The 26683-nt window shown below is 63.5% G+C and carries 18 protein-coding genes; 7 read left to right on the forward strand and 11 right to left on the reverse strand.

The features are described from left to right. Nucleotides 1–4 precede the first annotated feature (4 nt). Nucleotides 5–2686: a type I DNA topoisomerase gene (gene topA / locus ACN0YL_RS00970; RefSeq protein WP_417496732.1), complete on the reverse strand. Its 2682-nt coding sequence runs from the start codon at nt 2684–2686 to the stop codon at nt 5–7. Between the two features lie 119 nt (nt 2687–2805). Beyond that, nucleotides 2806–4098 (reverse strand): D-alanyl-D-alanine carboxypeptidase, encoded by a 1293-nt coding sequence (locus tag ACN0YL_RS00975; RefSeq protein ID WP_417496733.1) that lies wholly within the window; start codon nt 4096–4098, stop codon nt 2806–2808. A 161-nt stretch (nt 4099–4259) separates the two neighbouring features. Between ACN0YL_RS00975 and ACN0YL_RS00980 the strand changes: the two genes are divergently transcribed. The 3 genes from ACN0YL_RS00980 to clpA all read left to right on the forward strand — a co-directional run bounded on the left by ACN0YL_RS00980 (nt 4260) and on the right by clpA (nt 7889). Then, complete coding sequence (locus ACN0YL_RS00980) at nt 4260–4964, forward strand: phasin family protein (RefSeq protein WP_417496734.1); 705 nt, start codon at nt 4260–4262, stop codon at nt 4962–4964. Nucleotides 4965–5230: 266 nt separating this feature from the next. Beyond that, the gene (gene clpS / locus ACN0YL_RS00985; RefSeq protein WP_417496735.1) at nt 5231–5560 is read left to right on the forward strand and encodes an ATP-dependent Clp protease adapter ClpS; all 330 of its coding nucleotides are present in this window, start codon (nt 5231–5233) and stop codon (nt 5558–5560) included. Nucleotides 5561–5564: 4 nt separating this feature from the next. Then, complete coding sequence (gene clpA / locus ACN0YL_RS00990; RefSeq protein ID WP_417496736.1) at nt 5565–7889, forward strand: ATP-dependent Clp protease ATP-binding subunit ClpA; 2325 nt, start codon at nt 5565–5567, stop codon at nt 7887–7889. Nucleotides 7890–8001: 112 nt separating this feature from the next. On the opposite strand, the gene ACN0YL_RS00995 is transcribed toward clpA, so the two are convergent. Further along, entirely contained in the window at nt 8002–9066 is a 1065-nt protein-coding gene (locus tag ACN0YL_RS00995; RefSeq protein WP_417496737.1) for a helix-turn-helix domain-containing protein, read from the reverse strand. Between the two features lie 239 nt (nt 9067–9305). On the opposite strand from ACN0YL_RS00995, the gene ACN0YL_RS01000 reads away from it, so the two are divergent. Continuing rightward, nucleotides 9306–10127, forward strand: a complete 822-nt coding sequence (locus tag ACN0YL_RS01000) for a DUF2306 domain-containing protein (RefSeq protein ID WP_417496738.1) — start codon at nt 9306–9308, stop codon at nt 10125–10127. 33 nt (nt 10128–10160) lie between these two features. Here ACN0YL_RS01000 and ACN0YL_RS01005 read toward each other — a convergent pair whose 3' ends face one another. Next, complete coding sequence (locus ACN0YL_RS01005) at nt 10161–13136, reverse strand: hypothetical protein (RefSeq protein WP_417496739.1); 2976 nt, start codon at nt 13134–13136, stop codon at nt 10161–10163. 165 nt (nt 13137–13301) lie between these two features. Between ACN0YL_RS01005 and recQ the strand changes: the two genes are divergently transcribed. Next, complete coding sequence (recQ, locus tag ACN0YL_RS01010) at nt 13302–15110, forward strand: DNA helicase RecQ (RefSeq protein WP_417496740.1); 1809 nt, start codon at nt 13302–13304, stop codon at nt 15108–15110. On the opposite strand, the gene ACN0YL_RS01015 is transcribed toward recQ, so the two are convergent. The 7 genes from ACN0YL_RS01015 to ACN0YL_RS01045 form a co-directional block, all read right to left on the reverse strand. Next, nucleotides 15107–15538, reverse strand: a complete 432-nt coding sequence (locus ACN0YL_RS01015) for an HIT family protein (protein ID WP_417496741.1) — start codon at nt 15536–15538, stop codon at nt 15107–15109. The genes recQ and ACN0YL_RS01015 overlap by 4 nt on opposite strands. A 56-nt stretch (nt 15539–15594) precedes the next feature. Then, entirely contained in the window at nt 15595–16020 is a 426-nt protein-coding gene (locus ACN0YL_RS01020) for a type II toxin-antitoxin system VapC family toxin (protein WP_417496742.1), read from the reverse strand. Continuing rightward, nucleotides 16013–16402, reverse strand: a complete 390-nt coding sequence (locus tag ACN0YL_RS01025; RefSeq protein ID WP_417470136.1) for a hypothetical protein — start codon at nt 16400–16402, stop codon at nt 16013–16015. Before ACN0YL_RS01025 ends, ACN0YL_RS01020 begins: the two co-directional genes overlap by 8 nt. 163 nt (nt 16403–16565) lie before the next feature. After that, entirely contained in the window at nt 16566–16988 is a 423-nt protein-coding gene (locus ACN0YL_RS01030; protein ID WP_417470134.1) for a DUF2007 domain-containing protein, read from the reverse strand. Nucleotides 16989–16996: 8 nt separating this feature from the next. Beyond that, nucleotides 16997–18178, reverse strand: a complete 1182-nt coding sequence (locus ACN0YL_RS01035; protein WP_417496743.1) for a GNAT family N-acetyltransferase — start codon at nt 18176–18178, stop codon at nt 16997–16999. Between the two features lie 3 nt (nt 18179–18181). Beyond that, a complete protein-coding gene (locus tag ACN0YL_RS01040) occupies nt 18182–19543 on the reverse strand; it encodes a M48 family metalloprotease (RefSeq protein ID WP_417496744.1) in 1362 nt (453 codons plus the stop codon). A 113-nt stretch (nt 19544–19656) separates the two neighbouring features. Further along, the gene (locus tag ACN0YL_RS01045) at nt 19657–22389 is read right to left on the reverse strand and encodes a ribonuclease E/G (protein WP_417496745.1); all 2733 of its coding nucleotides are present in this window, start codon (nt 22387–22389) and stop codon (nt 19657–19659) included. A 486-nt stretch (nt 22390–22875) separates the two neighbouring features. On the opposite strand from ACN0YL_RS01045, the gene ACN0YL_RS01050 reads away from it, so the two are divergent. Both ACN0YL_RS01050 and ACN0YL_RS01055 read left to right on the forward strand, forming a co-directional pair. After that, nucleotides 22876–24087 carry an N-acetylmuramoyl-L-alanine amidase gene (locus ACN0YL_RS01050; RefSeq protein WP_417492391.1) on the forward strand — a complete coding sequence of 404 codons (1212 nt, stop codon included), beginning with the start codon at nt 22876–22878 and terminating at the stop codon, nt 24085–24087. Between the two features lie 120 nt (nt 24088–24207). After that, the gene (locus tag ACN0YL_RS01055; RefSeq protein WP_417496746.1) at nt 24208–26673 is read left to right on the forward strand and encodes a penicillin-binding protein 1A; all 2466 of its coding nucleotides are present in this window, start codon (nt 24208–24210) and stop codon (nt 26671–26673) included. Nucleotides 26674–26683 lie beyond the last annotated feature (10 nt).

Raw genomic sequence — 26683 nt, forward strand, 5'->3', positions numbered from 1 at the left:
GCGATCAATCCGCCTTTCCGGCAGCTGGTTTCTTCGCCGCGGGCTTCTTCGCGGCCGGCTTCTTGGCGGGGGCCTTTTTCGCCGCCGGCTTCTTGGCGGTGCCGTCAGCGTCAGCCGCCGCAGCCTTGGCCGGCGCTTTCTTCTTGGCGGGAGCCTTTTTCTTCGCCGCCGGCTTCTTCGCTGCCGGCTTTTTCTTCGGCTTGGCGCCCTTGGCGGCGCGGGCCTCGACCCATTCCATCGCCTGTTCGACCGTCACCGTTTCCGGATCGGTGCCCTTGGGCAGGGTGGCATTGATCTTCTCGTATTTCACATAGGGCCCGAAACGCCCGCTCATGATGCGCAAGGGCTTGCCATCATGCTCGCCGAGATCCTTCAGCGTCGTCGCGGAGTTCCGCCGTCCGCCGCCGGCCTTCTTGTCGGCCAGTACGGCGACGGCGCGATTGAGCCCGATATCGAACACATCCTCGACATTGGGGATGTTCGCGTAGGTCTTGCCATGGTGAACATAGGGACCATAGCGGCCGATATTCGAGGTGATCGGCTCGCCATCTTCCGGGTGCGCGCCAATGGTGCGCGGCAGGGCGATCAGCTTGATCGCCTGTTCGTCGGTCAGGGTGTGCGGATCCCAGCCCTTGGGAATAGAGGCGCGCTTGGGCTTGTCGCCTTCATTCTCGCCCGGGATTTCGAGATACCAGCCGAAACGGCCATTCTTCAGCATGATCATCGAGCCGGTCACCGGATCGAGTGTGAGCTCGCGATCACTGTCGCCGGCGCCCTCATCGGTCGGGCTCATCTGGCGCGTGAACTTGCAGTCGGGATGGTTGGAACAGCCCAGGAAGGCGCCGAACTTGCCAAGCCGCAGGCTCAGCGTGCCTTCGCCGCAGGACGGGCACAGGCGCGGATCGCTGCCATCTTCCTTCTCCGGGAAGATGTGCGGTGCCAGAGCGTCATTGAGCGCATCGAGCACGGCGGTGATGCGCAGCTCGCCGATATCATCGATGGCGGCGCGGAAATCGGTCCAGAAATCGCGCAGCAACTGCTTCCAGTCCAGCTCGCCGGCCGAGACCTTGTCGAGCTGGGTTTCCAGCGCCGCGGTGAAATCATATTCGACATAGCGTGCGAAGAAATTCTCGAGGAAGGCAGTGACGACCCGGCCCTTGTCCTCGGGATAGAAACGGTTCTTCTCAAGCCGGACATATTCGCGCGCCGACAGGACCTGCAGCGTCGAGGCATAGGTCGACGGCCGGCCAATACCGAGCTCTTCCATGCGCTTGACCAGCGAGGCTTCGGTGAAGCGCGGCGGCGGCTGGGTGAAGTGCTGGTCGGCATGGGTCTTTGCGATGCCGACATCCCGGCCGGCGACGACCTTCGGCAGACGGGCTTCGGCCTCGTCTTCCTCGTCATCGGTGCCTTCCTGGTAGAGCGCGAGGAAACCGTCGAACAACAGGACCGAACCCACCGCGCGCAGGGCGGTTTTCTGGTCGGCGCTGGTGATGTCGACCGTGGTGCGCTCAAAGCGGGCGCTTTCCATCTGGCTGGCCATGGCCCGGCGCCAGATCAGCTGGTAGAGGCGCGCCATATCGCTGTCGAGATGCAGGCTGTCGGGCAGGCGCGAGAAACTGGTCGGGCGGATGGCTTCGTGCGCCTCCTGGGCGTTCTTCGCCTTGGTGGAATAGACGCGCGGCGCCGAGGGCACGTAGAGCGCGCCGTGTTCCTTCGCGATGACATCGCGGGCCTGGTTGATGGCGCTGCCATCCATCGAGACGCCGTCGGTCCGCATATAGGTGATCAGACCGGTGGTCTCGCCGCCCAGATTGACGCCTTCATAGAGTTTCTGTGCCGTCTGCATGGTGCGCGTCGCCGAGAAGCCGAGCTTGCGCGCCGCTTCCTGCTGCAGGGTCGAGGTGGTGAAGGGCGGTGGCGGGTTGCGCCGGGTCGGCTTGGCCTCGACGGCACTGATGATGAAACTGCCGGCCTCGATCGCTGCGACGGCCGCATTGGCCATGGCGCGATCCTTGAGCGACATTTTCTGCAGTTTCTTGCCGTCATGGGTGACGAGGCGGGCGCGGAATGTGTCGCTCCCGGAGGCAATATCGGCATCGACCGACCAGTATTCCTCGGAGCGGAATTTCTCGATTTCCAGCTCACGGTCGCAGATCAGACGCAGGCAGACCGACTGCACGCGGCCGGCCGAGCGCGAGCCGGGCAGTTTGCGCCACAGCACCGGCGACAGGGTGAAACCGACCAGATAATCCAGCGCCCGGCGCGCCAGATAGGCATTGACCAGTTCCATGTCGACGGCGCGCGGATGCGCCATCGCGTCGAGCACCGCCTGTTTGGTGATGGCGTTGAAGGCAACGCGCTCGATCTTCACATCCTTCAGGACGCGGCGCCTGGTCAGTGCCTCGAGCAGATGCCAGGAAATGGCTTCCCCCTCGCGATCCGGGTCAGTGGCCAGGATCAGGCGGTCGGAGTCTTTCAGCGCGTCGGCGATCGCCTTGACGCGCTTGGCCGAGGCCGGATCGACCTCCCACATCATCGCGAAATCTTCGTCCGGTTTGACCGAGCCATCCTTGGCCGGCAGATCGCGCACATGGCCGAAACTGGCCAGCACGACATAGTCCGAGCCGAGATACTTGTTGATGGTCTTGGCTTTGGCAGGGGATTCTACGACGACAACATTCATCGGGTTCATTTCCGGGGCGGGATGAGGGTGACCAGGCTGCGGTCAAGGCGCCGGAAAGTGTGCGAGCAGGCAGGCTAAGTCAACCGACAGGCGGTTTTTGCCCTGCAGGAATTGTGAAATCAGCGTCCGGGCGCGACGGTATAGCAGGGCTCGTTACGGGCGCTCAGCTCGGCGCAGGCATGCGCCGCCTCGTCCGCCGTCAGCGACTCGAAGCGCGCCCGCCACAGGCGGTTGCCACTAATCTCGACCGAGCGCGCGGCCGGCTGGGCCAGCGCCAGAATCGGAGAGGCCGGCGCCACGCGCTCGAGGCGTTCCCGTGCCGCGGCGGCGGAATTATAGGCCCCGACCTGGACCGACCAGGCCCCCCGCAGCAGCGGAGCGTCGGTGGCGGCTGGCCGGGCCGCGGGCAGGGCATCGGCCAGCTCGGAACTCTCGTCGGCAAGGACGATGCGCAATGGCGGCGCGGCCTGGGCCGATCCCATTTCCGCCGGTGGCGCCAGATCGAGGGCCGCGACATCCATGGCGATCAGGGCCTGCTGGCGGATCGGGCTGATGCGGGGCGAGGAGAGGGCGGCAAACAGGCGCCGGTCGTCACGTTGCTCCAGCGTCGAGAAGGCAGCGTCGAGCAACTCCTCGGCGTGGGCGTCGCGCGATGCGGCTGTCGGTCCGCCCATGACCACCGCAATCAGCCGGTGTTCACCGCGCTGGGCGGAGACCACGACATTGAAGCCGGAGGCGCGGATATAGCCGGTCTTCAGCCCGTCCACGCCCTCGACCCGTCCGACGAGGGTGTTGTGGTTGCGATAGGTGCGACCGTCCCAGACGAAGGTGGTCTCGTCGAAATAGTGGAAGTATTGCGGGAAATCGCGCTGCAGCGCGATGGCGAGCCGGGCCATGTCGCGGGCCGTCGTCACCTGGCGGCTATTGGGCAGGCCGGAGGCATTGCGGAATGTGGTGCCCGGCAGGCCGAGCTCGCGGGCCTGCGCGGTCATCGCGGTGGCAAAGCCGGTCTCGGTGCCGCCGAGGCGTTCGCCGACCGCGACCGCGACATCATTGGCGCTGCGGATCACCAGGGCGCGGATTGCGTCTTCCGCCGAAATCGTCGAGCCGATGGCCAGGTTGAGCCGCGAAGGCGGTGCATTGGCGGCATTGGCCGAAATCCGGATCGGGTCCTGAAGCCCGATCTCACCGCTCTCCAGCGCCTCGAACAGCATGTAGAGTGTCATCATCTTCGTCAGCGAGGCGGGATAGCGCCTCGCTTCCGACTGGCGCGAATGCAGGACCACGCCGGTGTTCTGGTCAACGACGAAGGCGGCATAGCGCGACGTGTCGGCGTGGGCCGGCGCGTGCAGGGCCAGCACGGTCATTACAAGTGTCAGGGCCGCAGCCAGCCGGGGAAAGCGCGAGATCATTGCGCCAGTTTCCAACGCGCGGGGTTTCCACTCGGTTAAGCGGGTTTGGTCGCTCAAAATAAAATGTTGCACTGCACAAAATAGCGCTTGACCCCACGGGGCAGGGGGATTAGATATGTTGCGACTGCGAAGAGCCGATGCAGCAAGACAAGAAGCGAACCATGACCGACATCAACGTCAAATCAACCGAAACCCCCGCAAACGCTGCTGCAGCGAAAGCGTCGGTGAAGGTTGCAGCCGCGCCCAAGGCCGCGAAGCCGGCTGTCATCGCTAAGACTGCGGCTCCTGCGAAGCCCCTGGCCGTCAAGCCAGCGGCGCGCACCAAGCCTGCTGCCAAGAAGCAGGCCGCAAAGACAAAAATCGCCGCCAGCAAATCCGCTGCGCCCGCGAAACCGAAACCGGCCGCCAGCAAGCCCGCTGTGAAGGCCCAGATGAAAACGAGCAAGATCATGAACGCCACCATTGAATCGATGACCACTGCGACCAACGACACCATCAAGCAGGGCCTTGAGAAGACGCTCAGCGCCGTCAATGAAGCCACCGCATTCAACAAGGACACCGTTGAAGCCGTGATCGCTTCCGCGACCGTGACCGGCAAGGGTCTCGAGACTGCTGGCACCAATGCCGCCGCCTACGCCAAATCGGCGATGGAAGAAAGCGTTGCCGCCACCAAGGCGCTGTCCTCGGCCAAATCCCTGCAGGAACTCTTCGAGATCCAGTCCAACTACGCCAAGTCGGCGATGGGCAGCTATCTCGCCGAACTCAACAAGACCACCGAGCTCTTTTCCGGTCTGGTCACTGAAGGCGCGAAGCCGCTGAACACCCGCTTCGCCGCCGTTGCCGAGCTGGCTCAGTCGCAGCGCTAATCGCCGCAGACTGACAATTTTCTCCCCGCCTGGGCCCGGTGTTCTGCACCGGGCCCTTTCTTTTTGTGCTTCGCATCCCCAGATCGATTGGGTCGCACAGAGAATCGCGGACACATTCAAATCACGGGTTTGCCAAATCAGGGGTTTGCCAAATCACGGGTTTGCCAATTCACGGGTTTACTGGTGGCGAACCCTTCCCACCGGCCCCGACAACGCCTATCCTTGGCCGGGAATCGCTCTGACTGTCTTTCGAATCTGATTTTAATATGACCGAACGAAAACAAGATGATGCAGGGAATGAGGAGGAGTGCGGGCTCGCTCTCAAGACCCGGCCGGCGACCAAGAAACCTTCGCTTTACCGTGTTCTGCTACTCAATGATGACTATACGCCAATGGAGTTTGTCGTAGAGGTCCTGGTCCGGATCTTTCGCAAATCCCCCGAAGATGCAGCGACGATCATGCTGCATGTCCATCAGACCGGTGTCGGAATGTGCGGCGTATATACATATGAGGTTGCCGAAACAAAGGTAGCCCAGGTCATGGATGCCGCACGCCGAGCTCAACATCCGCTCCAGTGCACGATGGAAAAGGAATAGAGTGGTGCCCTCATTTTCAGCCGATCTGGAAGACAGCCTTCATCGCGCCCTGGGTTATGCCAATGAGCGCGGTCATGAATTCGCGACGCTCGAACATCTCTTGCTCTCCCTCGTCGATGATGGCGATGCCAATGCGGTAATGAAGGCCTGCGACGTCGATCTCGACGAGCTGCGCTCCACCCTGGTCGAATATGTCGATAACGAGCTGTCCGAGCTGGTGGTCGACGACGAGGAAGACGCCAAGCCGACCGCCGGCTTCCAGCGCGTGATCCAGCGCGCCGTGATCCATGTCCAGAATGCCGGACGCGAAGAGGTCACCGGCGCCAATGTGCTGGTGGCCCTGTTCGCCGAGCGCGAAAGCCATGCCGCCTACTTCCTCGCCGAGCGCGACATGACCCGCTATGACGCGGTGAATTTCATCTCGCACGGGATCGGTCGCAAGCCCGGCGCTACCGAACAGAAGGTGGTGCGTGGCGCCGAGGAGGCCGAGGAGCCGCGCAAGGATGGCGACGCGCTGACGGCCTATTGCGTCAACCTCAATGAGAAGGCGAAGGCTGGCAAGGTCGATCCGTTGATCGGCCGCGATGCCGAAGTCGAGCGCTGCATCCAGGTGCTGGCGCGCCGCCGCAAGAATAATCCGCTGCTCGTCGGCGATCCCGGGGTTGGCAAGACCGCCATCGCCGAAGGGATCGCCCGCAAGATCGTCGAGCATGATGTACCCGACGTGCTGGCCAATGCCACGATCTATTCGCTCGATATGGGCGCGCTGCTGGCCGGCACCCGCTATCGCGGCGATTTCGAGGAACGCATCAAACAGGTCGTCAAGGAACTCGAGGACACCGAGGATTCGGTGCTCTTCATCGACGAGATCCACACCGTGATCGGTGCCGGTGCCACTTCGGGCGGCGCCATGGATGCGTCCAACCTGTTGAAGCCGGCCCTGCAATCGGGCGGTCTGCGCTGCATGGGCTCGACCACCTACAAGGAATACCGTCTGCACTTCGAGAAGGACCGGGCGCTGGCCCGCCGCTTCCAGAAGATTGATGTCGCCGAGCCGTCGGTGCCCGACGCCATCAAGATCCTGCAGGGGCTGAAATCCTATTTCGAGGATTTCCACGATGTCCGCTTCACCAATGATGCGCTGAAGACGGCCGTCGAATTGTCGGCGCGCTATATGGGCGACCGCAAATTGCCCGACAAGGCGATCGACGTCATCGACGAGGCCGGGGCGCAAATGCGCCTGATGCCGGCGTCGAAGCGCAAGAAGACGATTGGCGTCAAGGAAGTGGAAGGCGTGGTTGCGACCATGGCCCGCATCCCGCCGAAATCCGTCTCCAAGGATGATACCCAGGCCCTGAAGAGCCTGCCGACCGATCTTGGCCGGGTGGTGTTTGGCCAGCAGGCGGCGATTGACCGTCTCTCGACCGCGATCAAGCTGTCCCGCGCCGGTCTGCGCGAGCCCAACAAGCCGATCGGCAGCTATCTCTTCTCCGGCCCGACCGGGGTTGGCAAGACCGAGGTGACCAAGCAGCTGGCCGATATTCTCGGCGTCGAGCTGTTGCGCTTCGACATGTCGGAATACATGGAACGCCATGCCGTCTCGCGCCTGATCGGTGCGCCTCCCGGCTATGTCGGCTTTGACCAGGGCGGTCTGCTGACCGACAGCGTCGACCAGCATCCGCATTGCGTGCTGCTGCTCGACGAAATCGAGAAGGCCCATCCGGACCTGTTCAACATCCTGCTGCAGGTGATGGATAACGGCACGCTGACCGACAGCAATGGCAAAAAGGTCGACTTCCGCAATGTCATCCTGGTGATGACGACCAATGCGGGCGCCTCCGACGCCGCCAAGGAAGCGATCGGCTTCGGGCGTGGCAAGAAGGATGACGAGGCCGACAAGGCCGTCGAACGCCTGTTCACGCCGGAATTCCGCAACCGTCTCGACGCGATCATTCCCTTCGCGCCGCTCGGGCCGGAATCGATCAGCCGCGTCGTCGAGAAATTCGTGCTGCAGCTGGAAGCCCAGCTCACCGATCGCGGCGTGACCTTCGAACTGACCCCGGACGCCACCGCCTGGCTTGCCGAGCGCGGCTATGACAGCCGCTTCGGTGCCCGGCCGCTCGGACGCGTCATCCAGGAGCATATCAAGAAGCCGCTGGCCGACGAGATCCTGTTCGGCGAACTCGCCAAGGGCGGCCTGGTCAAGGTTGATGTCGATCCGGCCGATGACAGCCGGCTCGATTTCCACATCACTCCGGGCGACCGTCTGCTGCCACGCAATTCCAAAGCGGGCAAAGCCGGGAAGAAGGGCAAGAAGGAAGAGGTCTAGGCCTCAGGCTTCACGCTCATCAGATAAGGAAAACGGCGCTCCGACGGGGCGCCGTTTTTCGTGGGTGGGTGAACGTTGCGGCGTGCGGCGGGCAGCTTCCGGCGCGCAGGCCTCAGGCCGGTGCCGGTTTGGGTTGCGAGGTGCTGGCCACACCATCGGCCCGCCAGGCACGCGGCGTCATGCCGGTATCGGCCTTGAAGGCCCGGTTGAACGGGCCGAGCGAGGCGAAGCCGCTATCCAGGGCAATCAGCAGGATGGATCGGCTGGCCTCGCGCGGATCGCGCAGCAGGGCCTTGGCATGTTCGACTCTCAATGCGTTGACGTAGCGATTGAAATTGGGTTGCTGCAAGCTGGCCGTAATCGCGCGCGTCACCTTGTAATCAGGGGTTTGCAGGCTGCGCGCGAGGTCGGCGACCTTCAGCTCGGGCTCCAGATAGGGGGATTCATCGCGCATCAATCGCTCCAGCCGGGTGGCGAGGGCATGTTCCTCTGCCGTGGCGGCGGGCTTTTCGGCGGTCGCCGGCAGGAGCGGGTAGCGCAGCCGGAAGGCGACCGCCACCGAGGCGACCGACAGGACCGCCAGGGCGCTGCAGGCTTCGAGCAGACGGACCATTGCTGCCGCGGCGGCATCGGGTTCGGGAAAGACGGTACAGGCGGTGATGCACAGGCCGATGATCGCCAGATAGAGGTAGCGAAGCTGGATTTCGTTGCGATGGCTGCGGTCCGGCCAGCCCTGGATGCCTTCCCAGAAGGACAGCACGATGACGGTGGAGCTGACGAGCGTGACAAATTGCCAGATCCCCGTATGCAGGCCCGCCAACCCGTCCGGGTCGATCAGGGCGGGCAGGGTGATGTCGACGGCAATCCCGGCCATCACCGCGCCGACCAGAAGCAGGTGGTGCAGCTTGATCGGATTGCCGGGTCTGAAGAGGCAGCGTGCAACCAGCCAGAAACCGCCGCACGTCGCCCCCGATGCGATTCGCATCAGGTCTGAGAGCCATTCAGGTGAGATCGGCAGCGCATAGCGCAGCATGGTCAGGGAAATCGCGCCGCAGAACACCGCCCAGTAGATGTGCAGGGCGCGCTTGTTCGGCCGGGTCAGGGTGACGACCAGCGCGATCGCCGCCGAGGCAGCGACGACGAGCCGGACTGTGGTGGTGATCAGTGCGACATCCATCGGCAACCCCCCTGCGCTCAAGCGTCCATACTGGCTTGGAGTGGGAAGCGATTGCAACCCCGCACCGGATTGCAGCCGGCAGCCGAAAAACTGTCGCCGATTTCCAAATCGGCAAGACCTCGGGGTGCCGGGCGACGCATCTCATCCATGCCAGGGGGCGATGGGCGAGGCTGAGGCCGGTCTTGCCGGACAATGGATGAATGAGGCTGGAGCCAGTCTCGTTGGAAAATGGGTCAATCATGAGTGATATTTTGCAAACACCATCTCTTACGCGCTTCGGTGCCGGCGGATTGCTCAAGGGAGCCGGTCTGGCCTGGTTCCTGGTCGCTGCGGCCGGTCAGTGGACCTTTGTCTGGTATATTCTCAATGTTTACGGCGTCACCACCGCCGCTGGTCATCCGCAGGACTGGAACGAGACCGGTCTGATGGTCGGTTATGTGAGTGGCGACTGGTTCGGCAATCTGATGTTTGGCGTCCATGTCCTGCTGGCGGCGGTCATCACCATGGGCGGGACGCTGCAGCTGATCCCGGCATTGCGAAAGCGTTTGCCGGCCCTGCATCGCTGGAATGGTCGTATCTTCATGGTTATCGCCGTTGTCCTGGCGGTTGGCGGCCTGTGGATGACCTGGTTGCGCGAGGCCCGGCTGAGTGATCTCGGGGCGCTCGGCGTGAGCCTCAACGGCATCCTGATCCTGATCGCCGCGCCGGTCGCCCTGCGCCTGGCGATGAAGCGCCGGATTGACCAGCACCGGCGCTGGGCGATGCGGCTCTTCATTCTGGTCAATGGCGTCTGGTTCTTCCGCATCGGCTTCATGGCCTGGATCATCATCATGCAGGGCCCGGTCGGATCGACCCGGCAACTCGATGGCCCTTTCGACCTGACGCTCGCCTTCGCCTGCTATCTCCTGCCGCTGGCCGTGCTGGAGCTCTACTTCAGGGCAGGCCGCGCCAATACGGCGGGCCCCAAGCTGGCTGTGGCGAGCCTGGTCCTGCTGCTGACCGTGGTCACGGCGATCGGCATTTTCGGCGCCTGGATGTTCATGTGGAGTCCGCATTTGTGAGGCGCAGATGCCGTCCGCCGCACAGGCGGGTAGTCACCGGTCGCGGCGGAACAGGCCGGAGAGTGCGGCGGCGATCAGTGTCGTGAGCATGAAGCCGAGACCGGTGATGAGGGCTTTGAACCAGTTCAGGCCGATCGACCCGTTGATCATCTGAAGCAGGAAAGTCCCTGTGGTCTGCACGGGCTGAAACGTCCACCAGAAGGAGGGCGGGTTGCGCCGGTCGGCTTCTTCCATCCGCCGTGCATTCACGGCAGGCTTCCAGCTTGATTCCTGGTCAAGTTCGACCAGCGGCAGGAAGGTATCAATCGTGTAGAGAAGGCTGTTGAAGCGCGGCACATCATCATAGGCCTCATACACCGTCCGTCCGTCGGCGCCGGTCAGACGCCCGCTCTGTCCGGTGACCAGCTCGGCCAATGCGGCATGCGGTTCGGCGGGTGTAATCTCGCCGTGACGATAAGCGGTCTCGAAGATGAGTGTGCTGAAAGCGATAACGGCCAGCGCGATGAGCAGGGCCCGCCCCGGCTGATAGCCATAGCCGGTCGGCCACTGGAATATCCAGCGGAACAGCGAGGAGCCACCGCCCAGCCGCCCGCTCTTGTGCAGGCGAAGCTCACGTTCGGCACCGACCCTGCGGGCTGAATTCGTGTGCCCCATCTGGCGCAGAACCCGTTCGAGTTGCTCGAATGGTTGGGGTTTGAAGTCCTTGCCAGCGATGTGATCGTCGGGCTGCAGCAGCAACCAGCGTCGTCTTGTCTGCCAGCTTTTGGAGGAATGATCGCCGATTGTCTGGTAGCTGAAGCCGTCAAGCTGGAGCTCACCGTCGAGCCAGTCGCACAGGTCCCCACTCTGGTCGTCGAGCGTCAGGCAGGAGGCTTGGCGCAGGTCAACGTCGCCCACGACACGGCAGACGTCTCGCTCTGGCGTCGAGGTGTCGAACTGAAGGTGTCGGTCAATCCGGGTCGAGTACAGATTCAACGCAACGGGGTTGCTCCGGGACCGCGTGAACTGCCCGGCTTGCAATTGGAGATTGCCTCCGATTGTTGATCCTGAGAAATTCACCTGCCCAGCTGCCTTGAACTTCGAGCAAAGAGTGACGTTGTGACCAACGGATGAATCGGCAAAGTCGAGCGCGACGCCATCACCGCCGTTGAATTCGCCGCCTGAGCAATCCAGAACGCCGGCAATACTGGCCTCGACAAACCCGACACGCCCATGTGCCACAAAACCGAAGTCGAGATTTACCGAACTGCGAAAGTTCGCGGCGAAACAGTCGAGGGCATGGCCGTTCGGGTTCGAAAACGAGCCGCCCTGGCAACGCAGCATCCCGCCGATGCGCGCCGCGTTGAAGGTGACTGCTCCGCTGGCCTTGAAGCCACGACAAAGGAAGGCATGGCCATCAATGGTGGTTCCGCTGCAGTTGATCGCAAGCTGGCCGGGATTGTTGAACTCGCCACCGGTGCAATCCAGCATGCCTCCGAGATGAGCGCTGGCAAAGTCAACCGTGCCCTTGGCGGTGAATTCATCCCTGAGGAATACCGGGCCGCGAATGCGTGAACCGTTGCAGCAGAGTGCTGTCCCGCCGGGGCGGGTCATGGTGGCGTTCCGACAATCGAACCCGCCGCCGAGCTCTGCCGCAATGAAGTCGCATTGGCCGATCGCGGAAAACCCGTTCCGCAGCAAGACAACATCCCGTATTTTTGTGCCATTGCAGCCCAGCGCAATGCCGTCGCCATTGTCCAGCCGTGCCTCAACCAGGATAAGTTTCCCGTCGATGTTCGCGGCGTCGAAATTCAGCTTTCCTCCAGTGATGGCTGCTCCACCGAGATTGACATCTCCGGAAATGGTCGCGCCATGGAAGTTGAAGCTTTGTCCGTCGATCAGCTCGACCTGCGCGCCGGCGCAGATGAGCGGTGCGCCGAGTCGTGCATAGGAAAAGATTACGGACCCGCGGGCGCGAAAGGCACCAGCCATCTGAACCGTGCCGTTGATTGTTGCTCGAAAGCCGTGGATCGCGGGGCATTCGGTAGCGGAAAACTCCCCGTCGGCGCAATCCAGAACGCCGCCGATATGGGCCCCGATGAGGTTGATCTCTCCGGTGGACTTGAATCCGTTGCGCAGGAAGACGCTACCTCCAACCCTGCCGCTATTTAGTGAGAGTGCGTTGTTGGACAGGCCTGCCAGTCGGGCGCCGACGAGGAACAAGCCGCCACCGATCTCTATCCCACGGAGCTCGATGGAGGAGGTTTTCGCATGATTGGCTGAGATGTCGCCATCAATACTGGCCTCGGCGCCGGCCAGCAAGGCGCAGCTCGACCCGTCAAGGGACAGACCGCCAAACTTGGCCCCGGTTATGCGGATAGCGGCTGGCTCGCCTTCTGCCGTGACGAAATCACAAGCGTGAATCGCGATATTCTTCGGGAAGTCCACTCCCCTCAGGTCCAGTTCTCCGAGGATCCGGATTCGGCCATTCGCACCGTGCGTCCGCTGCCATTCGGTTTCCTGATCGCGGCGCCTGGTGCGATCAGCTTCGATTTCGATATCGTCAAATAGGTCCGGGTCGATCGGCGGCACAGCCTGGAAATCGAGTTCCGGCACGATCTCAAGGCCGCGCGGTCCAATTTCAATTGGGGTGTCCGCTCCGGCTTTTGAGGCGATTTCGGTTTCTTCCGCCGGTGCCTGGAAGCCTGCCCGGCGGGCACTGTCGCAAATGATCAATGCACGGATCAGCTCTGCTCTGATCTCTCCGGAGGACAGGAGCGGGGCGTGATCGGCTGAGGATGCACGATCATCCTGTGGGGGAGCCGCGGCCGGCGTCTTGCGCCGCATCCACGGCCAGAATGGTTTGAGTGTGGCGTCCGTAGCCTTTGACTCTGTCCTGGCATGGTTCGGGGCAGGTACAGGTGGATGGGTTTCCGCGCGTGGCTGATAGGGTCGCCCAGCGATGAGCGCGGCGACAAAATCTCGTTCGGCCTGGGTCGGTTCAAATTGCCCGGATGTCACCAATGCCATCAGAAGTCCCCCCGAGCTTCCTTAATGGTTAACCGTTTCCTAGCGGGGTCCCGGAGTCAAGACTTCCGCAATTACAGAGTGTGGCCGATCCGGCTGTGGAAGCGCGATGGCCAGCTCCGGCGCATCATGAAACACTTGCCACACCCAGCCTCGAGCCTGCCGCAAATGACCCAATCCCCGCAATCCATCCTCAAATCCGTTTTTGGCTTTCCCGATTTCCGGCCGGGCCAGTTGCCGATCGTCGAGCGCTTGCTGGCGGGGACGCATACGCTGTGCGTAATGCCGACCGGGGCGGGCAAGTCGCTGTGCTACCAGGTGCCGGCCCTGATGCTGGGCCGGCCCTCGATCATCATCTCGCCCCTGGTGGCGCTGATGGATGACCAGGTCGCCGGGCTGGCGGCCAACGGGGTCAGGGCGGCGGTGATCCATTCCGGACGGGACCGCGAGCAGAATGTTGCAGCCTGGAGGGCGTTTCAGTCGGGCGAGGCGAAACTGCTTTATCTGTCGCCGGAGCGCCTGATGACGGGGCGGATGATCGAGGCCTTGAAGCCGGTCGACCCTGGCCTGTTCGTGGTCGACGAGGCGCATTGTATTTCCAAATGGGGTGCCAGTTTCCGGCCGGAATACGAACAGCTGTCGCAGCTCAAGACGATCTTTCCGAACGCGACCCTGGCCGCTTTCACCGCAACCGCCGACAACGCAACACGCATCGACATCGCCGAGAAGCTGTTTGGCGGCGAGGGTGACACAGTGGTGCGCGGCTTCGACCGTCCCAATCTCTATCTCGGTGTCGCCCCCAAGGCGCAGTGGAAGCCGCAATTGCTGGGCTTCCTCAAACCGCGGCGGGAGCAGTCCGGCATCGTTTATTGCCTGTCGCGAAAACTGACCGAGGAGGTCGCCGGGATATTGAAGGGCGAGGGCTATCGCGCGCTGGCCTATCATGCCGGCCTGTCGCCGGAGCAGCGGCGGGAAAACCAGGAAATTTTCATGGCCGAAGAGGCCGTGATCATGGTGGCGACGATCGCGTTTGGCATGGGGATCGACAAGCCGGACATTCGTTATGTCTTCCACCTCAACATGCCCGGCTCGATGGAGGCCTATTACCAGGAGATCGGCCGCGCCGGCCGCGATGGCGCCCCGGCCGATGCGATGATGCTCTACGGGCTGGGTGATGCCAGCCTTCGGCGGCGCTTCATTGATGGTGATGGCGAGGATGATGACCACAGGCGGCGCGAGCACCAGCGGCTCGACGCGTTGCTCGCCTATTGCGAGGCGACCCAGTGCCGCCGCATCACCCTGTTGTCCTATTTCGGCGAGCCGGGCTCCAAACCCTGCGGAAATTGCGATATCTGCCTTGATCCGCCGGTTCTGCTCGACGGGACGCGCGAGGCGCAAATGCTGTTCTCGGCGATTGTGCGTACCGGACAGGCCTTTGGCGCCGGCCATATCATCGATGTGTTGCGCGGCGGCGATACCGACCGGATCCGCGCCCGCGGTCATGATGCGCTGCCGACCTACGGAGTTGGCAAGGACCGGCCAAAGACCTTCTGGCAGGGGCTGATCCGCCAGGCGGTGGCCGGCGGCTATCTGCTGGTCGATATCGAGCATTATGGCGGCCTGAAACTGACCGAACGCGGCGAGGCAGTGCTCAGGGGCCGTGAGACTTTCCAGCTGCGCGAAATCGCGGTCAGCAAAAACGAGAAGAAGCCGCGCCGCACTGCCGCCAGCCAGGCGGCGGAAGCCGATGTCGACGCCGGCTTGCTCGCGGCCTTGAAAAATTTGCGCCGTGAACTCGCGGCCGCACGCAATGTCCCCGCCTATGTCATCTTCTCCGACGCGACCCTGACCGATATGTGCCATTTGCGGCCGGGTAATCTGGAACAGATGGCCGCGGTCAATGGTGTCGGCCCGAAAAAGCTCGCCGATCTCGGTGAGGCCTTCCTGGCGGTGATCCGGGATCAGGCCGGGGACTAATCCAGAAAAGAGGCGATCTTCTTCGCCTGCGCTTCCAGCTCGGCCATATCGGCCTTGCCGCCGGCATGCATGGCCATTTGCGCGCCATCGCTGCGCGGAATGATGTGGAAATGAACGTGGAACACCGTCTGGCCGGCCGGCGCGCCATTGAGCTGGGCAATCATGATCCCGTCCGGCGCCAGCGCGGCCTTGACGGCATTGCCGATCTTCTTGACCCGCAGCATGGCAGCGGCCAGCGCCTCGTCGGAGAGCTCAAGCGCATTGCGCGCGGCCTCCTTGGGCACCACGAGGACATGGCCCGGCGCCTGCGGGAAAATATCCATGAAGGAGAGGACGGCCTCGTCCTCATAGACTTTCACACACGGCAATTCACCGCGCAGGATCTTGGCGAAAATATTGTCGGGGTCGTAGCTGCCGTCGAGGCTCATGGCGTGTCTCCTGCTTTGCCAACAGGTCTAGTCAAACCGATGATCAAACACCAGTCTCAACACGCGATTGCGGCAACATGTCCGCGCGCTGCATAGCCCAGAATTTCGCGGTCGCGGGTAAGAATGGTGAGGCCGTTCTGGCGCGCCGTGGCGATGATCATCCGGTCTGCGGGGTCAGCGGGTGGCTGGCCGGGCAATCGCGTCGACTGGATCAGCAGGTCTGGTTCGAGTGCCCCGAGCGTGACCTGTGGCAGGGTCGCAACCGCGGTAAACCAGGCATCGACCGGCATGGCGAGCGAGAGCCGGTCGCGCGCGACCAGCGTCGCCACTTCCCACGCCGAAATGGCCGAGATCCAGATTGCGCCGGGGATGGCCTCGGCTGCCTTGAGCGCGTCCATGGCGGCCGGCTTGATCGGGTCGCCATTGCTGATCCAGATCGCGGCACAGGTGTCGAGTAGCAGGCAAGCACCGGGCTCAGTCATGACTGGCATCCCAGACTTCGCCTGTCGGCGCAGTCAACTCGCTGCCCTCGGGGAATTTGAACATGCCGCGGAAGCAGCCGTAGAGACCGGTCGCCGTGGCAGGGCGATAGGCGGGCCGGGGCGACTCGGCGAGGGCCGTCTGCCGTTGACGTTCAAACACCAGGCGCTCGCTGGCCATGTCGACCCGTGTGGAACGGTATCCGGCATTCAGCCAGGCATAGGTAGCAACACTGTTGCTGGGATTATTGCTCCACCAGGCGCGGTGCCGGCGGGCCGAGGGCGGCAATTCGGCGCCGATAATGCGTTCAATATCGCTGAAAGACAGCTCTACTCGGGTGAGCGGTTGAGCTTTCAGATGGTGTTCGAGCGGGGTGTATTTCATCGCGGTTCCCCTTGTGTTATTTCGAATGGGTAGAAAGTGCCTTTTTAGGCTTTTTGTCAATTCTACCTATTTTCAACAGGGCGCAGACCCGTACCGGCTACCCCGTACGAATAAGCATGCGCCCACGCAAACGCGTGAGGCCAGGGGATGGTTGGTGCAGGTTTCAGCGGATCGGCGGGTAGCCCAGTTCTTCGGCGGTGAAGGGCTCGGAGTCGCCGACATCGTCATAGCTGTCGCACGCGCCGCAGAAGCGGGGCGGGTTGCGCAGTTTTGCAAACTGGCCAGACAGGGCCAGCCGGATTGTCGCCAGGATTGGTCGCGCCCTGATATGGGTCTCACCGCCGCAGAGCGGGCAGGGGTAGAGCGGGGTGGTCTCGGCGGCCTGTGCCTGCGCGATGATGGTGCGTGCCTCGGCCTCGAAGGCTGGCGGCACCAGGATGCGTGGCTTGAGAAATCCCGTGTCCATGCCCGGATATAGACCCTGCATATGGCTGTCGGCGATCGTCGCCGGGATGCCCGCGGCCCGCAGCGCATTGACCGCGATGATGGCGTGGCCATGCGAGTGGGCCGGCAGGGGGGTGGACAAGTGGGTCATCAATCAGAAGCTTTAAACGGGCTCTCTTCATCCAGCAAGGCGATATCGGCGAGTACGGCCGGGCGTTCGCGCTCGAGATAGTCGGCGACGGCGGCGCGAAAGCCCTCATGGGCGATCCAGTGGGCCGAATAGACCGGTTGCGGACGATAGCCGCGCGCCAGCTTGTGCTCGCCCTGGGCACCGGCCTCGACCCGGTCGAGGCCAAGGCGGATCGCGACATCGATCGCCTGGTGATAGCAGAGCTCGAAATGCAGGAATGGGTGATCGTCCACTCGTCCCCAATAGCGGCCATACAGGGCATGCGAGCCGATGAAGTTCAGGGCGGCGGCGATGTAGGCGCCATCCTTCTTCGCCAGCACCAGCAGGACCTTGTCGGCCATGCGCTGATGGATCAGCTCGAAAAAGTCGCGGTTGAGATAGGGTCGGCCCCATTTGCGCGCGCCGGTATCCTGGTAGCAGGCGAAGAAGATGTCCCAGTGCTCGGGCCGCAGATCGCTGCCGGTCAAATGCTCGATCTCGAGGCCCGCCCGGGCCGCCGCGCGCTCCTTGCGCAAGGCCTTGCGTTTGCGTGAGGACAGGTCGCCGAGGAAATCATCATAGCTGGCATAGCCGCGATTGGACCAGACGAACTGCCGGTCGATGCGCTGCAACAGCCCGGCCTCGCCGAGTTCGCCCCATTCAGCGGCGGTGGGGAAATTGACATGCCAGCTCGAGACGCCCCACTGGCGGCCCGCCTCGATCATGCCGGCGATGAGCGCACGCCGCAGGGCGGGATCTGCGGCAAGGATGCGCCGCCCGGTGACCGGGGTGAAGGGAATGCCGGTCAGGAGTTTGGGGTAATAGCGCCCCCCGGCGCGCTCGAAACTCTCGGCCCAGCCATGATCGAAGACATATTCGCCCTGGCTGTGGAATTTCAGATAGAGCGGCAGCGCGCCCCGGATCGCGCCGGCCTCATCGCGGGCGAGGAAATGGTGCGGCGCCCAGCCGGTCTCGCCGCCGACACAACCGCTTTCCTCGAGCGCCTGAAGGAAGTTCCAGCTGAGAAACGGATCGTATTCAACACCCGCCGGATTGGCGATTTGGTCCCAGTCGCCGGGCGCGATATCGGCCAGGCTCTCGATCGCAGCGAGACTGAATGAGGGCTGGGCGTCTGCCGGATCGGCCTGACCGGTCGCAACCATGGCCTAGTGCGCGTTGAGGCGGCGCTGGCGGCGTTGCTCGGCCGCCATGGGTGCGCTGATGGTTTCGATTTCCGTGGCGCGTATCCAGGCGGGCGTTCCCTGTTCGAGGCTGGCGCGGGCGCGGCCGGCGAACATCATGGCGCGGTCGGCATTGCCGGTGGCATAGGCCTGTTCGGCCACAGCCAGCTGGGCCAGCGCAGTATCACCCTCGCGCTGATGCACAATGGAAAGCTGATACCAGGCGAAGGCATTGTCAGGCTCGATGTCGAGGGCGACCTGCAGGTGATCCTCGGCTTCATCGAGCAGGCTGTCATCATCGGTTGCGATCATCGAGATCGCCAGATTGAGCCGCAAGAGCGGCGCCGTGGGTTCAAGCTCGACCGAACGGGCGTGATAGGGGATCGACTCCCGAATATGCCCGGTCTCGAACAACATCTGCCCGTAGAGCTCCTGGAAATAGGGATTGTCCGGCTCTTCGCCGATCAGGCTCTCGATCTCGACGCGGGCCTCATCCAGGCGCGCGACGCGGAAATAGGCCACGGCGCGGGCATAGCGCGCCGGCAGCGACTGGTCTGTGCGCGGATAGCGGTACAGGACAAATTCCGGCTCAGTCAGAAAGCCGTAAATCTTGCCTTGCAGGCGTTGCAGATTGGCGATGTCCTCGGGCGAGTCGTCGACATTGGCGTGCGAGGCCGCATCCGCATTGTCGCGCAGGATCGAGATGCGCTCAGATGACAGCGGGTGAGAGCGGAAATAGGGAAAGCGGCGCGCATCCGACATCACTTCCTGGTAGCGGAAGCGCTCGAAAAACTCGACGAGACCTTCGGCCGACTGGCCGCTTGTTTCCAGATATTGCAGTGCCGCCTGGTCGGCGGAGGCTTCCTGGGCGCGGCTATAGGTCATGAAGGAGAGGGCGCCGAATTGCTGGCTCGAGGCCATCAGCGCGCCGGCAGCACCGCCTTCTCCGGCCAGCGCCGCGAGCAGGCCGAGGCCAAGCGAGATATACATCGGCACCTGGGCCGCGCCGATACCGTCGCTGACACGCGCCAGGTGGGCGCCGGCAATATGCCCGGTCTCGTGAGCGATCACGCCCTTGAGCTGATTGGGTGTCTCGGCCTCGATGATCGTGCCGGTATTCAGAAAGATATTCTGGCCACCCGTCACGAAGGCGTTAATCGTCGGGTCGGCGATGATGTAGAGGTGCACATCTGCAGGTTCCAGACCGGCCGCGTCGAGCAGCGGGTCGGCATAGTCGCGCAGCATGTGCTCGACTTCGGTATCACGGATGAGCGACTGGGCCGAAACCGGCGCAGTCAGGGCTGCGGACGCCAGAAAAGCCGCCACGATGGATTTCAGAGGTCGCATTGCGCTTCCACTCCCAAGCCCCCGCTTCGGACTGTGCGTAAGCCTGATGGCGCCGCACTCAATGATATGGCGTCAAGGGCCGGGCGATCAAGATGCCCGGCCCTGATGCCATGTTACTTGCCGAACAGGCCGGTCCGGTTCCACCAGCCGCGCTTGGCGGGCTTGGCCGGTTCCGGCGTTGCTGTCTCGGCGGTCGGAGCGGCGACCGGCTCGGGAGCCGGCTCTGCTGCCGGTTGCACGGGCTCCGGCTTTGCCGCAGGCTTTGTGGCCGCGGCCCGTCTACGCTTCGGCGCCGGCTTTTCCGTTGCCGCGGTGTCTGCCTCTGCTGCTGTGGCCGGAGCTTCGGCTGCAACATCGGCCTTTTTGCGGCGGGTTCGTGGTTTGGGCTTTTCAGCCTTTGCGTCCGCTTCGGCGGGCGCGGCCTCTGCCTCGGCAGCCGGAGCGGCTTCGGCGGTCTTGCGTGGTCGCCGCGTGCGGCGCTTGGGGGCCTCTTCTTCGGCGGCGGCCTCGACCGGCGTTTCCGCTGTTTCGGTTGCAGGTGCCTCGGCCGCTGGCGCTTCGGTCTCGGCCGTCTTGCGACGGCGCGGGGCCCGCTTGCGCACCGGCTTCTCGGCCGCAACAGCTTCCGGGGCTTCAGCGGTGTCGGTGCTAACCGGCGCATCAGGTGTGATGGGGGCCGGAGCCGTTTCGCCGCTATCGGTCACATCGCCATCGCTGGTCTGGTCCTCGGTGGCCTGGCCTTCGGTGCGACGGCGCGAGCGGGCGCCCCGCCGGCCACGACGGCGGCGGCGGCGCGGGGCCTCGCCATCCTCGCCAGCGGGCATGGCTGGTGCCGCTTCGCTGCCCTCGGCGTCGTCAGCATCGCTGACAACGGCCTCGCTCTCACCGGTTTCGGCGTTGGCGGCAATATCGCCCGTGCCGTCTTCGGAGGAAGGCTTGCGGCGGCGACGACGGCGCCGGCGGCGTGTGCCATCCTCGCCCGCTTCACCATCGGTGCTGTCTGCATCGGCAGTGGCATCACGCTTGCCGCGTGATCGCGACCGTCCACGTCCGGACGTTTCGGCCGCGGCGGTATCGCTTTCGTCCGCCTCGTCTTCCTCGTCCATGATCAGCTGATCGGCGGCATCGTCCGGATCGACGGTCACGGTCGGGCGCGGAATGACGATTTCCTCGCCCGGCGCCCGCAGCTCGATGGGTTCGATGACAAATTCCGGCGCGATGATCTCGTCATCGGAGGCGACGGAGATATTCATCTGGAAGCGTTCTTCGATCGCGAGCAGGTGATCGCGTTTCTCGTTGAGCATGTAGATGGCGATCGAGGTCGGCAAGGAGATACGAATCCGCTTGGCGCGGCCCCGCATGCCTTCCTTTTCCAGCCCGCGCAGTGCCACCAGGGCGCTGGATTCGGTCGAGCGTACATAACCGCTGCCCTTGCAGTGCGGGCAGGGCTCGGTGGAGCCCTCGATCAGGCTGGAGCGGCGGCGCTGACGCGAAATCTCCATCAGGCCGAATTGCGAGATGCGACCCATCTGCAGGCGGGCCCGGTCGCGCTTGAGCGCGTCCTTCATGGCCTTTTCGACGGCGCGATTGTTCTTCGACTCATCCATGTCGATGAAATCGATCACGATCAGGCCGGCCAGATCGCGCAGCCGCATTTGCCGTGCGGCTTCATGGGCGGCTTCGATATTGGTCTTGAAGGCGGTCGTCTCGATATTGCGTTCGCGGGTCGAGCGGCCGGAATTGACGTCGATCGAGACCAGCGCCTCGGTCGGGTTGATGACGATATAGCCGCCCGATTTCAGCGGCGCGATCGGCGAGTAGATCGCCTCAAGCTGCGATTCGACCTGGTATTGCAGGTAGAGCGGCACGATCTCGTTATAGTGCTGCACCTTCTTGGCATGGCTGGGCATCAGCATGCGCATGAAGGCCTTGGCTTCCTTGTAGGCGGCTTCGCCTTCAACCAGGACGCCGTCGATATCCTTGTCATAGAGGTCGCGGATCGCGCGTTTGACGAGATTGCCTTCCTCATAGATCAGGGCAGGCGCGACGGATTTCAGCGTCAGCTCGCGGATATTCTCCCACAGGCGCAGCAGATAATCGGCATCGCGGCGAATTTCGATCTTGGTGCGCGAGGCGCCGGCGGTGCGGATGATGAGGCCGATACCTTTGGGCAGGTCCAGCTCGCTGACGACGGATTTCAGGCGCTTGCGGTCGGTGACATTGGCGATCTTGCGTGAAATGCCGCCGCCACGCGGCGTGTTCGGCATCAGCACGCAATAGCGGCCGGCCAGCGAGAGATAGGTCGTCAGGGCCGCGCCCTTGTTGCCGCGTTCTTCCTTGGCCACCTGGACCAGCAGAATCTGGCGCCTCTTGACGACTTCCTGGATCTTGTACTTGCGATAGAGCTGACGCGAGCGGCGCGCAGCCTTCTCCTCGGCGATCTCGTCCTCATCGCTGTCATCGCCAAAGCTCTCGGCCGGCTCGATCGGTTCGCCCGATTCGTCCAGCTCGACCTCGGCCGCAGCCGGTTCCGGCTCGGCTTCCGCCTCGGCGTTGACGGCGGTTTCCTCTTCCGCAGCGAGCGCGGCGCGATCCTCATAGGGGATCTGGTAGTAATCCGGGTGGATTTCGTTGAAGGCGAGGAAGCCATGGCGATTGCCGCCATATTCGACGAAGGCCGCCTGCAGCGATGGTTCTACCCGCGTGACTTTCGCGAGATAGATATTGCCGCGAATCGGGCGGCGCGATGCAGACTCGAAGTCGAAGTCTTCAACTTTGGTTCCGTCCACAACGACGACGCGGGTCTCTTCCGGGTGACCTGCATCGATCAACATTTTCTTTGACATAAAAGGTGTCTCCTGCGCGCGCAGCCTGACCGCGGGCTTCCGGAAGGAAGGGCGCAGATATCAGGAGCGGCGGGGGCGCGATGGGTGAGCTGTGGCCTGTCAGCAAAGATGTCAGCATCAGGCTAGCCTCACGTGTCGGCTGTTTCCAAAAACGCGCCCGGGCCATGGATGTCCATGCGGGCGAGGGCGCGGCGGTCGGGGCCACGGGTAATCAGATATCTGTCCCGCGGCTAAAGAAGAGCGTGTCGGCACGTCCGGAGCGGACGCGGCCTCTTCGCGCCTGGCAAAGTATCGCAACTCCGTGAGGAGTCGAACATCTGCCAAGGCCCTTGCAACATGCAACATTCGGATCGGGATGGAAAGGCTTTGTGGCGGTGGCGAAAATAACTGGTGATTGCGTGGTTCTATCAACCAAACGTCAAGCTCCGTGCCCTAGTATGCTTCAAAAGCCGTGGACAGAATCACGGCATGTGCGATGGTGTGGTTATGCGGGTTCAACAGTTTATCTGTGCATTGATAGGCGGAATTCTTGCCAGTTCGGCCGGTATTGCGGACCAGGAGGTCCGCGATGTGCGGTTCGGCGGCGAGTCGGGGCGTACCCGGGTTGTTATCGAGACAGCCGAGGCTGCCGACTTCCGCGCCTTCACGCTTGAGGGCCCGTCTGACCGGCTGGTCGTGGACCTGCCCGTTGCCGACTGGGCGGTGCGCGGTCTGGACGCCGGCGAAGGTCTTGGCCACGGTCTGGTCGAGAATTTTCGCTTTTTCAACAATTCCGCATCGAGCTCGCGTGTCGTGTTCGCACTGGAAAGCCCGGCAGTCATCGCCGCGCAATTCGTGCTTGAGCCCGCCAGCCCGGGCGGCAATTACCGCCTGGTGATTGATCTCGACGAGGCCAATGCCGGCAGCACTGGTGCCGCGCCCGGCTTTGTGCGCACCGGTGGACTGGAATCGCTGATCGCCGACCGCGTCAATGCCGTCTATACCCCGCCGCCGTCGCGCGCCCGGCATGTGCTGGTGATCGATGCCGGCCATGGTGGCCGCGATCCGGGCTCGCTGAGCCCGAGCGGCACCCGCGAGAGCGACGTGACGCTGGAGGCCGCGCGCGAGCTGCGGCGCCAGCTTGAGGCGACCGGACGCTACGAAGTCTACCTGACCCGTGACCGCGACACCTACCCGTCCTGGGAAGAACGTGTCGGGGTGATGGTCGAGCAGCGCGCCGATCTCTTCCTGTCGATCCATGCCGATTCCTCCCAGGACAGGTCGGTGAACGGAACCGCGGTCTATACCCTGAATGACCGGGCCGAGGATCGTGCGCGTCAACGCGCACACCAGGGCGCCGGGCCGACCGACCAGGTCGACGTCAACAATATCCTCGTCGAGCTGGAATTGCGCGAAAAGCGTAACCAGTCGACCGCGTTTGCCGAAGTCCTGCTCGAGCATCTGGCCACCGCCGGCCCGCTCTTGCAGAACCCGCATCGCCAGGCCAATCTCTTTGTCCTGCTTGATCCGCGGGTGCCGGCCGTGCTGCTGGAAATGGGATTCATGACCAATCGCAATGACGAGGCCAATCTGACCTCGGCGGCGGCGCGCCGCCGCCAGATGGCGGCTGTGCTTCGCGGCATTGATGCCTATTTCGCCCAGCGCGGCGATCTCGGGCCAGTGCAGGAAAATGTGCCGCGCGAACTGCCCGTCCGCTAAATCGGTTTGTACCCCGGCGCCGGGTGGCCATAATGCCGCCTCGGTGCCATGGTTTTGCAGTCGGACCGTTGGGGCATGGGTCCAGAGGGCGTGATGAAAATTTTCACTTTGCGTAATGTGATGCGGGTAGCCCTTTGGGGCGGGGTCACAGCGATCGTGCTGGCTGTTGTCGGCTTTATTGCCGTGGCGATCTATGTCGTGCGCGTCACCGACGACCTGCCTGATTATCAACAGCTGGCCGAATATGAGCCCGCGATCATGAGCCGGGTCCATGCCGGTGATGGCGCGCTGATCGCCGAATACGCCCGCGAACACCGCGTCTTCGTGCCGATCGATAATATCCCGCAAAACGTCGTCCATGCCTTCATCTCGGCCGAGGACAAGAGTTTCTACGATCACGGCGGCCTCGATTTCCGTGGCATCCTGCGCGCCATGCTGGCCAATGTCGGGCATGTAATCCGCGGCGAAAATCTCGAAGGCGCCTCGACCATCACCCAGCAGGTGGCCAAGAACTTCCTGCTCTCCAGCGAGCAGCGCCTCGAGCGCAAGGTGCAGGAAATGGTGCTGACGCGCCGCATCGAGCGCGCCTTCACCAAGGACCAGATTCTCGAACTCTATCTGAACGAGATCTATTTCGGCCGCCGCTCCTACGGGATCGCCGCCGCAGCCCTGAATTATTTCGGCAAGTCGATCGATGAGCTGTCGCTCGAGGAGACCGCCTATCTTGCGGCCGTCGTCAACGGACCGGCCCTGTTCCACCCCGAGCGTCACCCCGAAGCCGCCGTCAACCGGCGCAACTGGGTGCTCTCGCGCATGGCCGCCAATGGCTATGTCACCGAGGACGAGGCGAGCGAGGCCGCGGCGCGGCCGATGCAGACCGTCGATCGCCTGTCGGGTGCGACCTATACGGCGGCGGAGTATTTCGTCGAGAATGTCCGCCGCGAAGTCTTCTCCATGTATGGCGAGGAAGAGCTCTATAGCGGCGGCCTGTCGATCCGTACGACGCTGGACACGACGCTGCAGCTGGCCGCGCGGCGCGCCCTGCGCAACGGGCTGGAAGTCTATGACCGCCGCCACGGCTATCACGGACCGCTGGCCGAGATCGAGGTCGGCGAGGGCTGGGCCGAGCGCCTGGCCGAAGTCACGGTTCCGCGCGACATGGACGAGGGCTGGCTGCCGGCCCTGGTGCTGGCCAGCAATGACAGCGAAGCGCGCATCGGTCTGCTCAATGGCGAGGAGGGGCGCATCGCGCTCTCCGAGCTCAGCTGGGCCCGGGAATCACTGGGTGATGGCGAGGTGGGACCATCGATCAGCCGCGCCAGCGCCGTCCTCAGCGCCGGCGATGTCATTCTCGTCGAGGCCTTGCCCGACACCGAAGACGAATACGGCCTGCGCCAGATCCCGGCGATCAATGGCGGCATCCTCGCCATGGATCCGCACACGGGCCGCGTCCTGGCCATGGTCGGCGGCTATAGTTTCCAGATGAGCCAGTTCAATCGCGCCACCCAGGCGCGCCGCCAGCCGGGCTCGTCTTTCAAACCCTTCGTTTATGCGGCCGCTCTGGACAATGGCTATACGCCGGCCAGCCTGATCCTGGACGCGCCCTTCGTCGCCTCGGGCGGTCCGGAAGAGCGCTTCTACATGCCGCAGAATTATTCCGAACGTTATTACGGCATGTCGACCCTGCGCCTGGGCCTCGAATTGTCGCGCAACGTCATGACGGTGCGACTGGCCCAGGAAATGGGCATGGCACCGATCGTCGATTACGGCGTTCGCTTCGGGATTTATGACGAGCTTGAGCCGGTGCTGGCGATGGCGCTGGGCTCTGGTGAAACCACGCTCTACCGCCTGGTTTCGGCCTATTCGACCCTGGTCAATGGTGGCCGCCGCGTCGAACCGACCCTGCTTGACCGCGTCCAGGACCGCTTCGGCGCCACGATTTTCGCCCATGAACAGCTCGAATGCGAGCTCTGTGACACCGCCGACTGGCGCGCGGGCCTGCCCGAGCCGGTCTTCCCGGAAACCGGGATCGAAGTCGTCTCGCCAGTAACCGCCTATCAGGTCGTGCACATGCTGGAAGGCGCGGTCCAGCGCGGCACCGGCACCGCCTTGCGTTCGCTTGGCCGGCCGCTGGGCGGCAAGACCGGGACGACCAATGATTTCCGCGATGCCTGGTTTGTCGGCTTCGGCCCTGACATTGTGGTCGGCGCCTATATCGGCTTTGACACCCCCTATCAGCTGGGTTCCGGCGAGGCGGGTGGCCGGGTTGCCGCGCCGATTGTGCGTGACTTTCTCGCCGAGGCGCTTGAGCAATACCCCGTTGCGCCCTTCCGGGTTCCGCCGGGCGTGCGTCTGGTGCCGATCGACCGCACAACGGGCGAGCCGGGCATTCTCGGTCAGTCAGGTGTGATCCTGGAGGCCTTCCTTCCGGGTACCGAGCCGTCGCGCCATTCGCGCGAGGACGAAAGCGGTCTCAGCTTTGCCCGCGATTCCGTCAGCGATGATCCGATGTCACAGCTCGGCGCGGACACTGATGACGGCACGGATGAGGATGACGAGGAAGACGACCTCGGCGGGCTGTACTGAGGCCTGGCGC

This window comes from Maricaulis sp. (assembly GCF_048269565.1).
Classification (GTDB): domain Bacteria; phylum Pseudomonadota; class Alphaproteobacteria; order Caulobacterales; family Maricaulaceae; genus Maricaulis.

Coding starts and splice junctions, on each gene's coding strand:
- ACN0YL_RS01020 (WP_417496742.1), bottom strand. CDS start 16,020: ATGACTGAGCCCGGTGCTTGCCTGCTACTCGACACCTGTGCCGCGATC.
- clpS (WP_417496735.1), top strand. CDS start 5,231: ATGACCGAACGAAAACAAGATGATGCAGGGAATGAGGAGGAGTGCGGG.
- ACN0YL_RS01055 (WP_417496746.1), top strand. CDS start 24,208: ATGCGGGTAGCCCTTTGGGGCGGGGTCACAGCGATCGTGCTGGCTGTT.
- ACN0YL_RS01015 (WP_417496741.1), bottom strand. CDS start 15,538: ATGAGCCTCGACGGCAGCTACGACCCCGACAATATTTTCGCCAAGATC.
- recQ (WP_417496740.1), top strand. CDS start 13,302: ATGACCCAATCCCCGCAATCCATCCTCAAATCCGTTTTTGGCTTTCCC.
- ACN0YL_RS00995 (WP_417496737.1), bottom strand. CDS start 9,066: ATGGATGTCGCACTGATCACCACCACAGTCCGGCTCGTCGTCGCTGCC.
- ACN0YL_RS01045 (WP_417496745.1), bottom strand. CDS start 22,389: ATGTCAAAGAAAATGTTGATCGATGCAGGTCACCCGGAAGAGACCCGC.
- ACN0YL_RS00975 (WP_417496733.1), bottom strand. CDS start 4,098: ATGATCTCGCGCTTTCCCCGGCTGGCTGCGGCCCTGACACTTGTAATG.
- ACN0YL_RS01050 (WP_417492391.1), top strand. CDS start 22,876: ATGCGGGTTCAACAGTTTATCTGTGCATTGATAGGCGGAATTCTTGCC.
- ACN0YL_RS01035 (WP_417496743.1), bottom strand. CDS start 18,178: ATGGTTGCGACCGGTCAGGCCGATCCGGCAGACGCCCAGCCCTCATTC.
- ACN0YL_RS01005 (WP_417496739.1), bottom strand. CDS start 13,136: ATGGCATTGGTGACATCCGGGCAATTTGAACCGACCCAGGCCGAACGA.
- ACN0YL_RS01000 (WP_417496738.1), top strand. CDS start 9,306: ATGAGTGATATTTTGCAAACACCATCTCTTACGCGCTTCGGTGCCGGC.
- ACN0YL_RS00980 (WP_417496734.1), top strand. CDS start 4,260: ATGACCGACATCAACGTCAAATCAACCGAAACCCCCGCAAACGCTGCT.
- ACN0YL_RS01040 (WP_417496744.1), bottom strand. CDS start 19,543: ATGCGACCTCTGAAATCCATCGTGGCGGCTTTTCTGGCGTCCGCAGCC.
- topA (WP_417496732.1), bottom strand. CDS start 2,686: ATGAATGTTGTCGTCGTAGAATCCCCTGCCAAAGCCAAGACCATCAAC.
- ACN0YL_RS01025 (WP_417470136.1), bottom strand. CDS start 16,402: ATGAAATACACCCCGCTCGAACACCATCTGAAAGCTCAACCGCTCACC.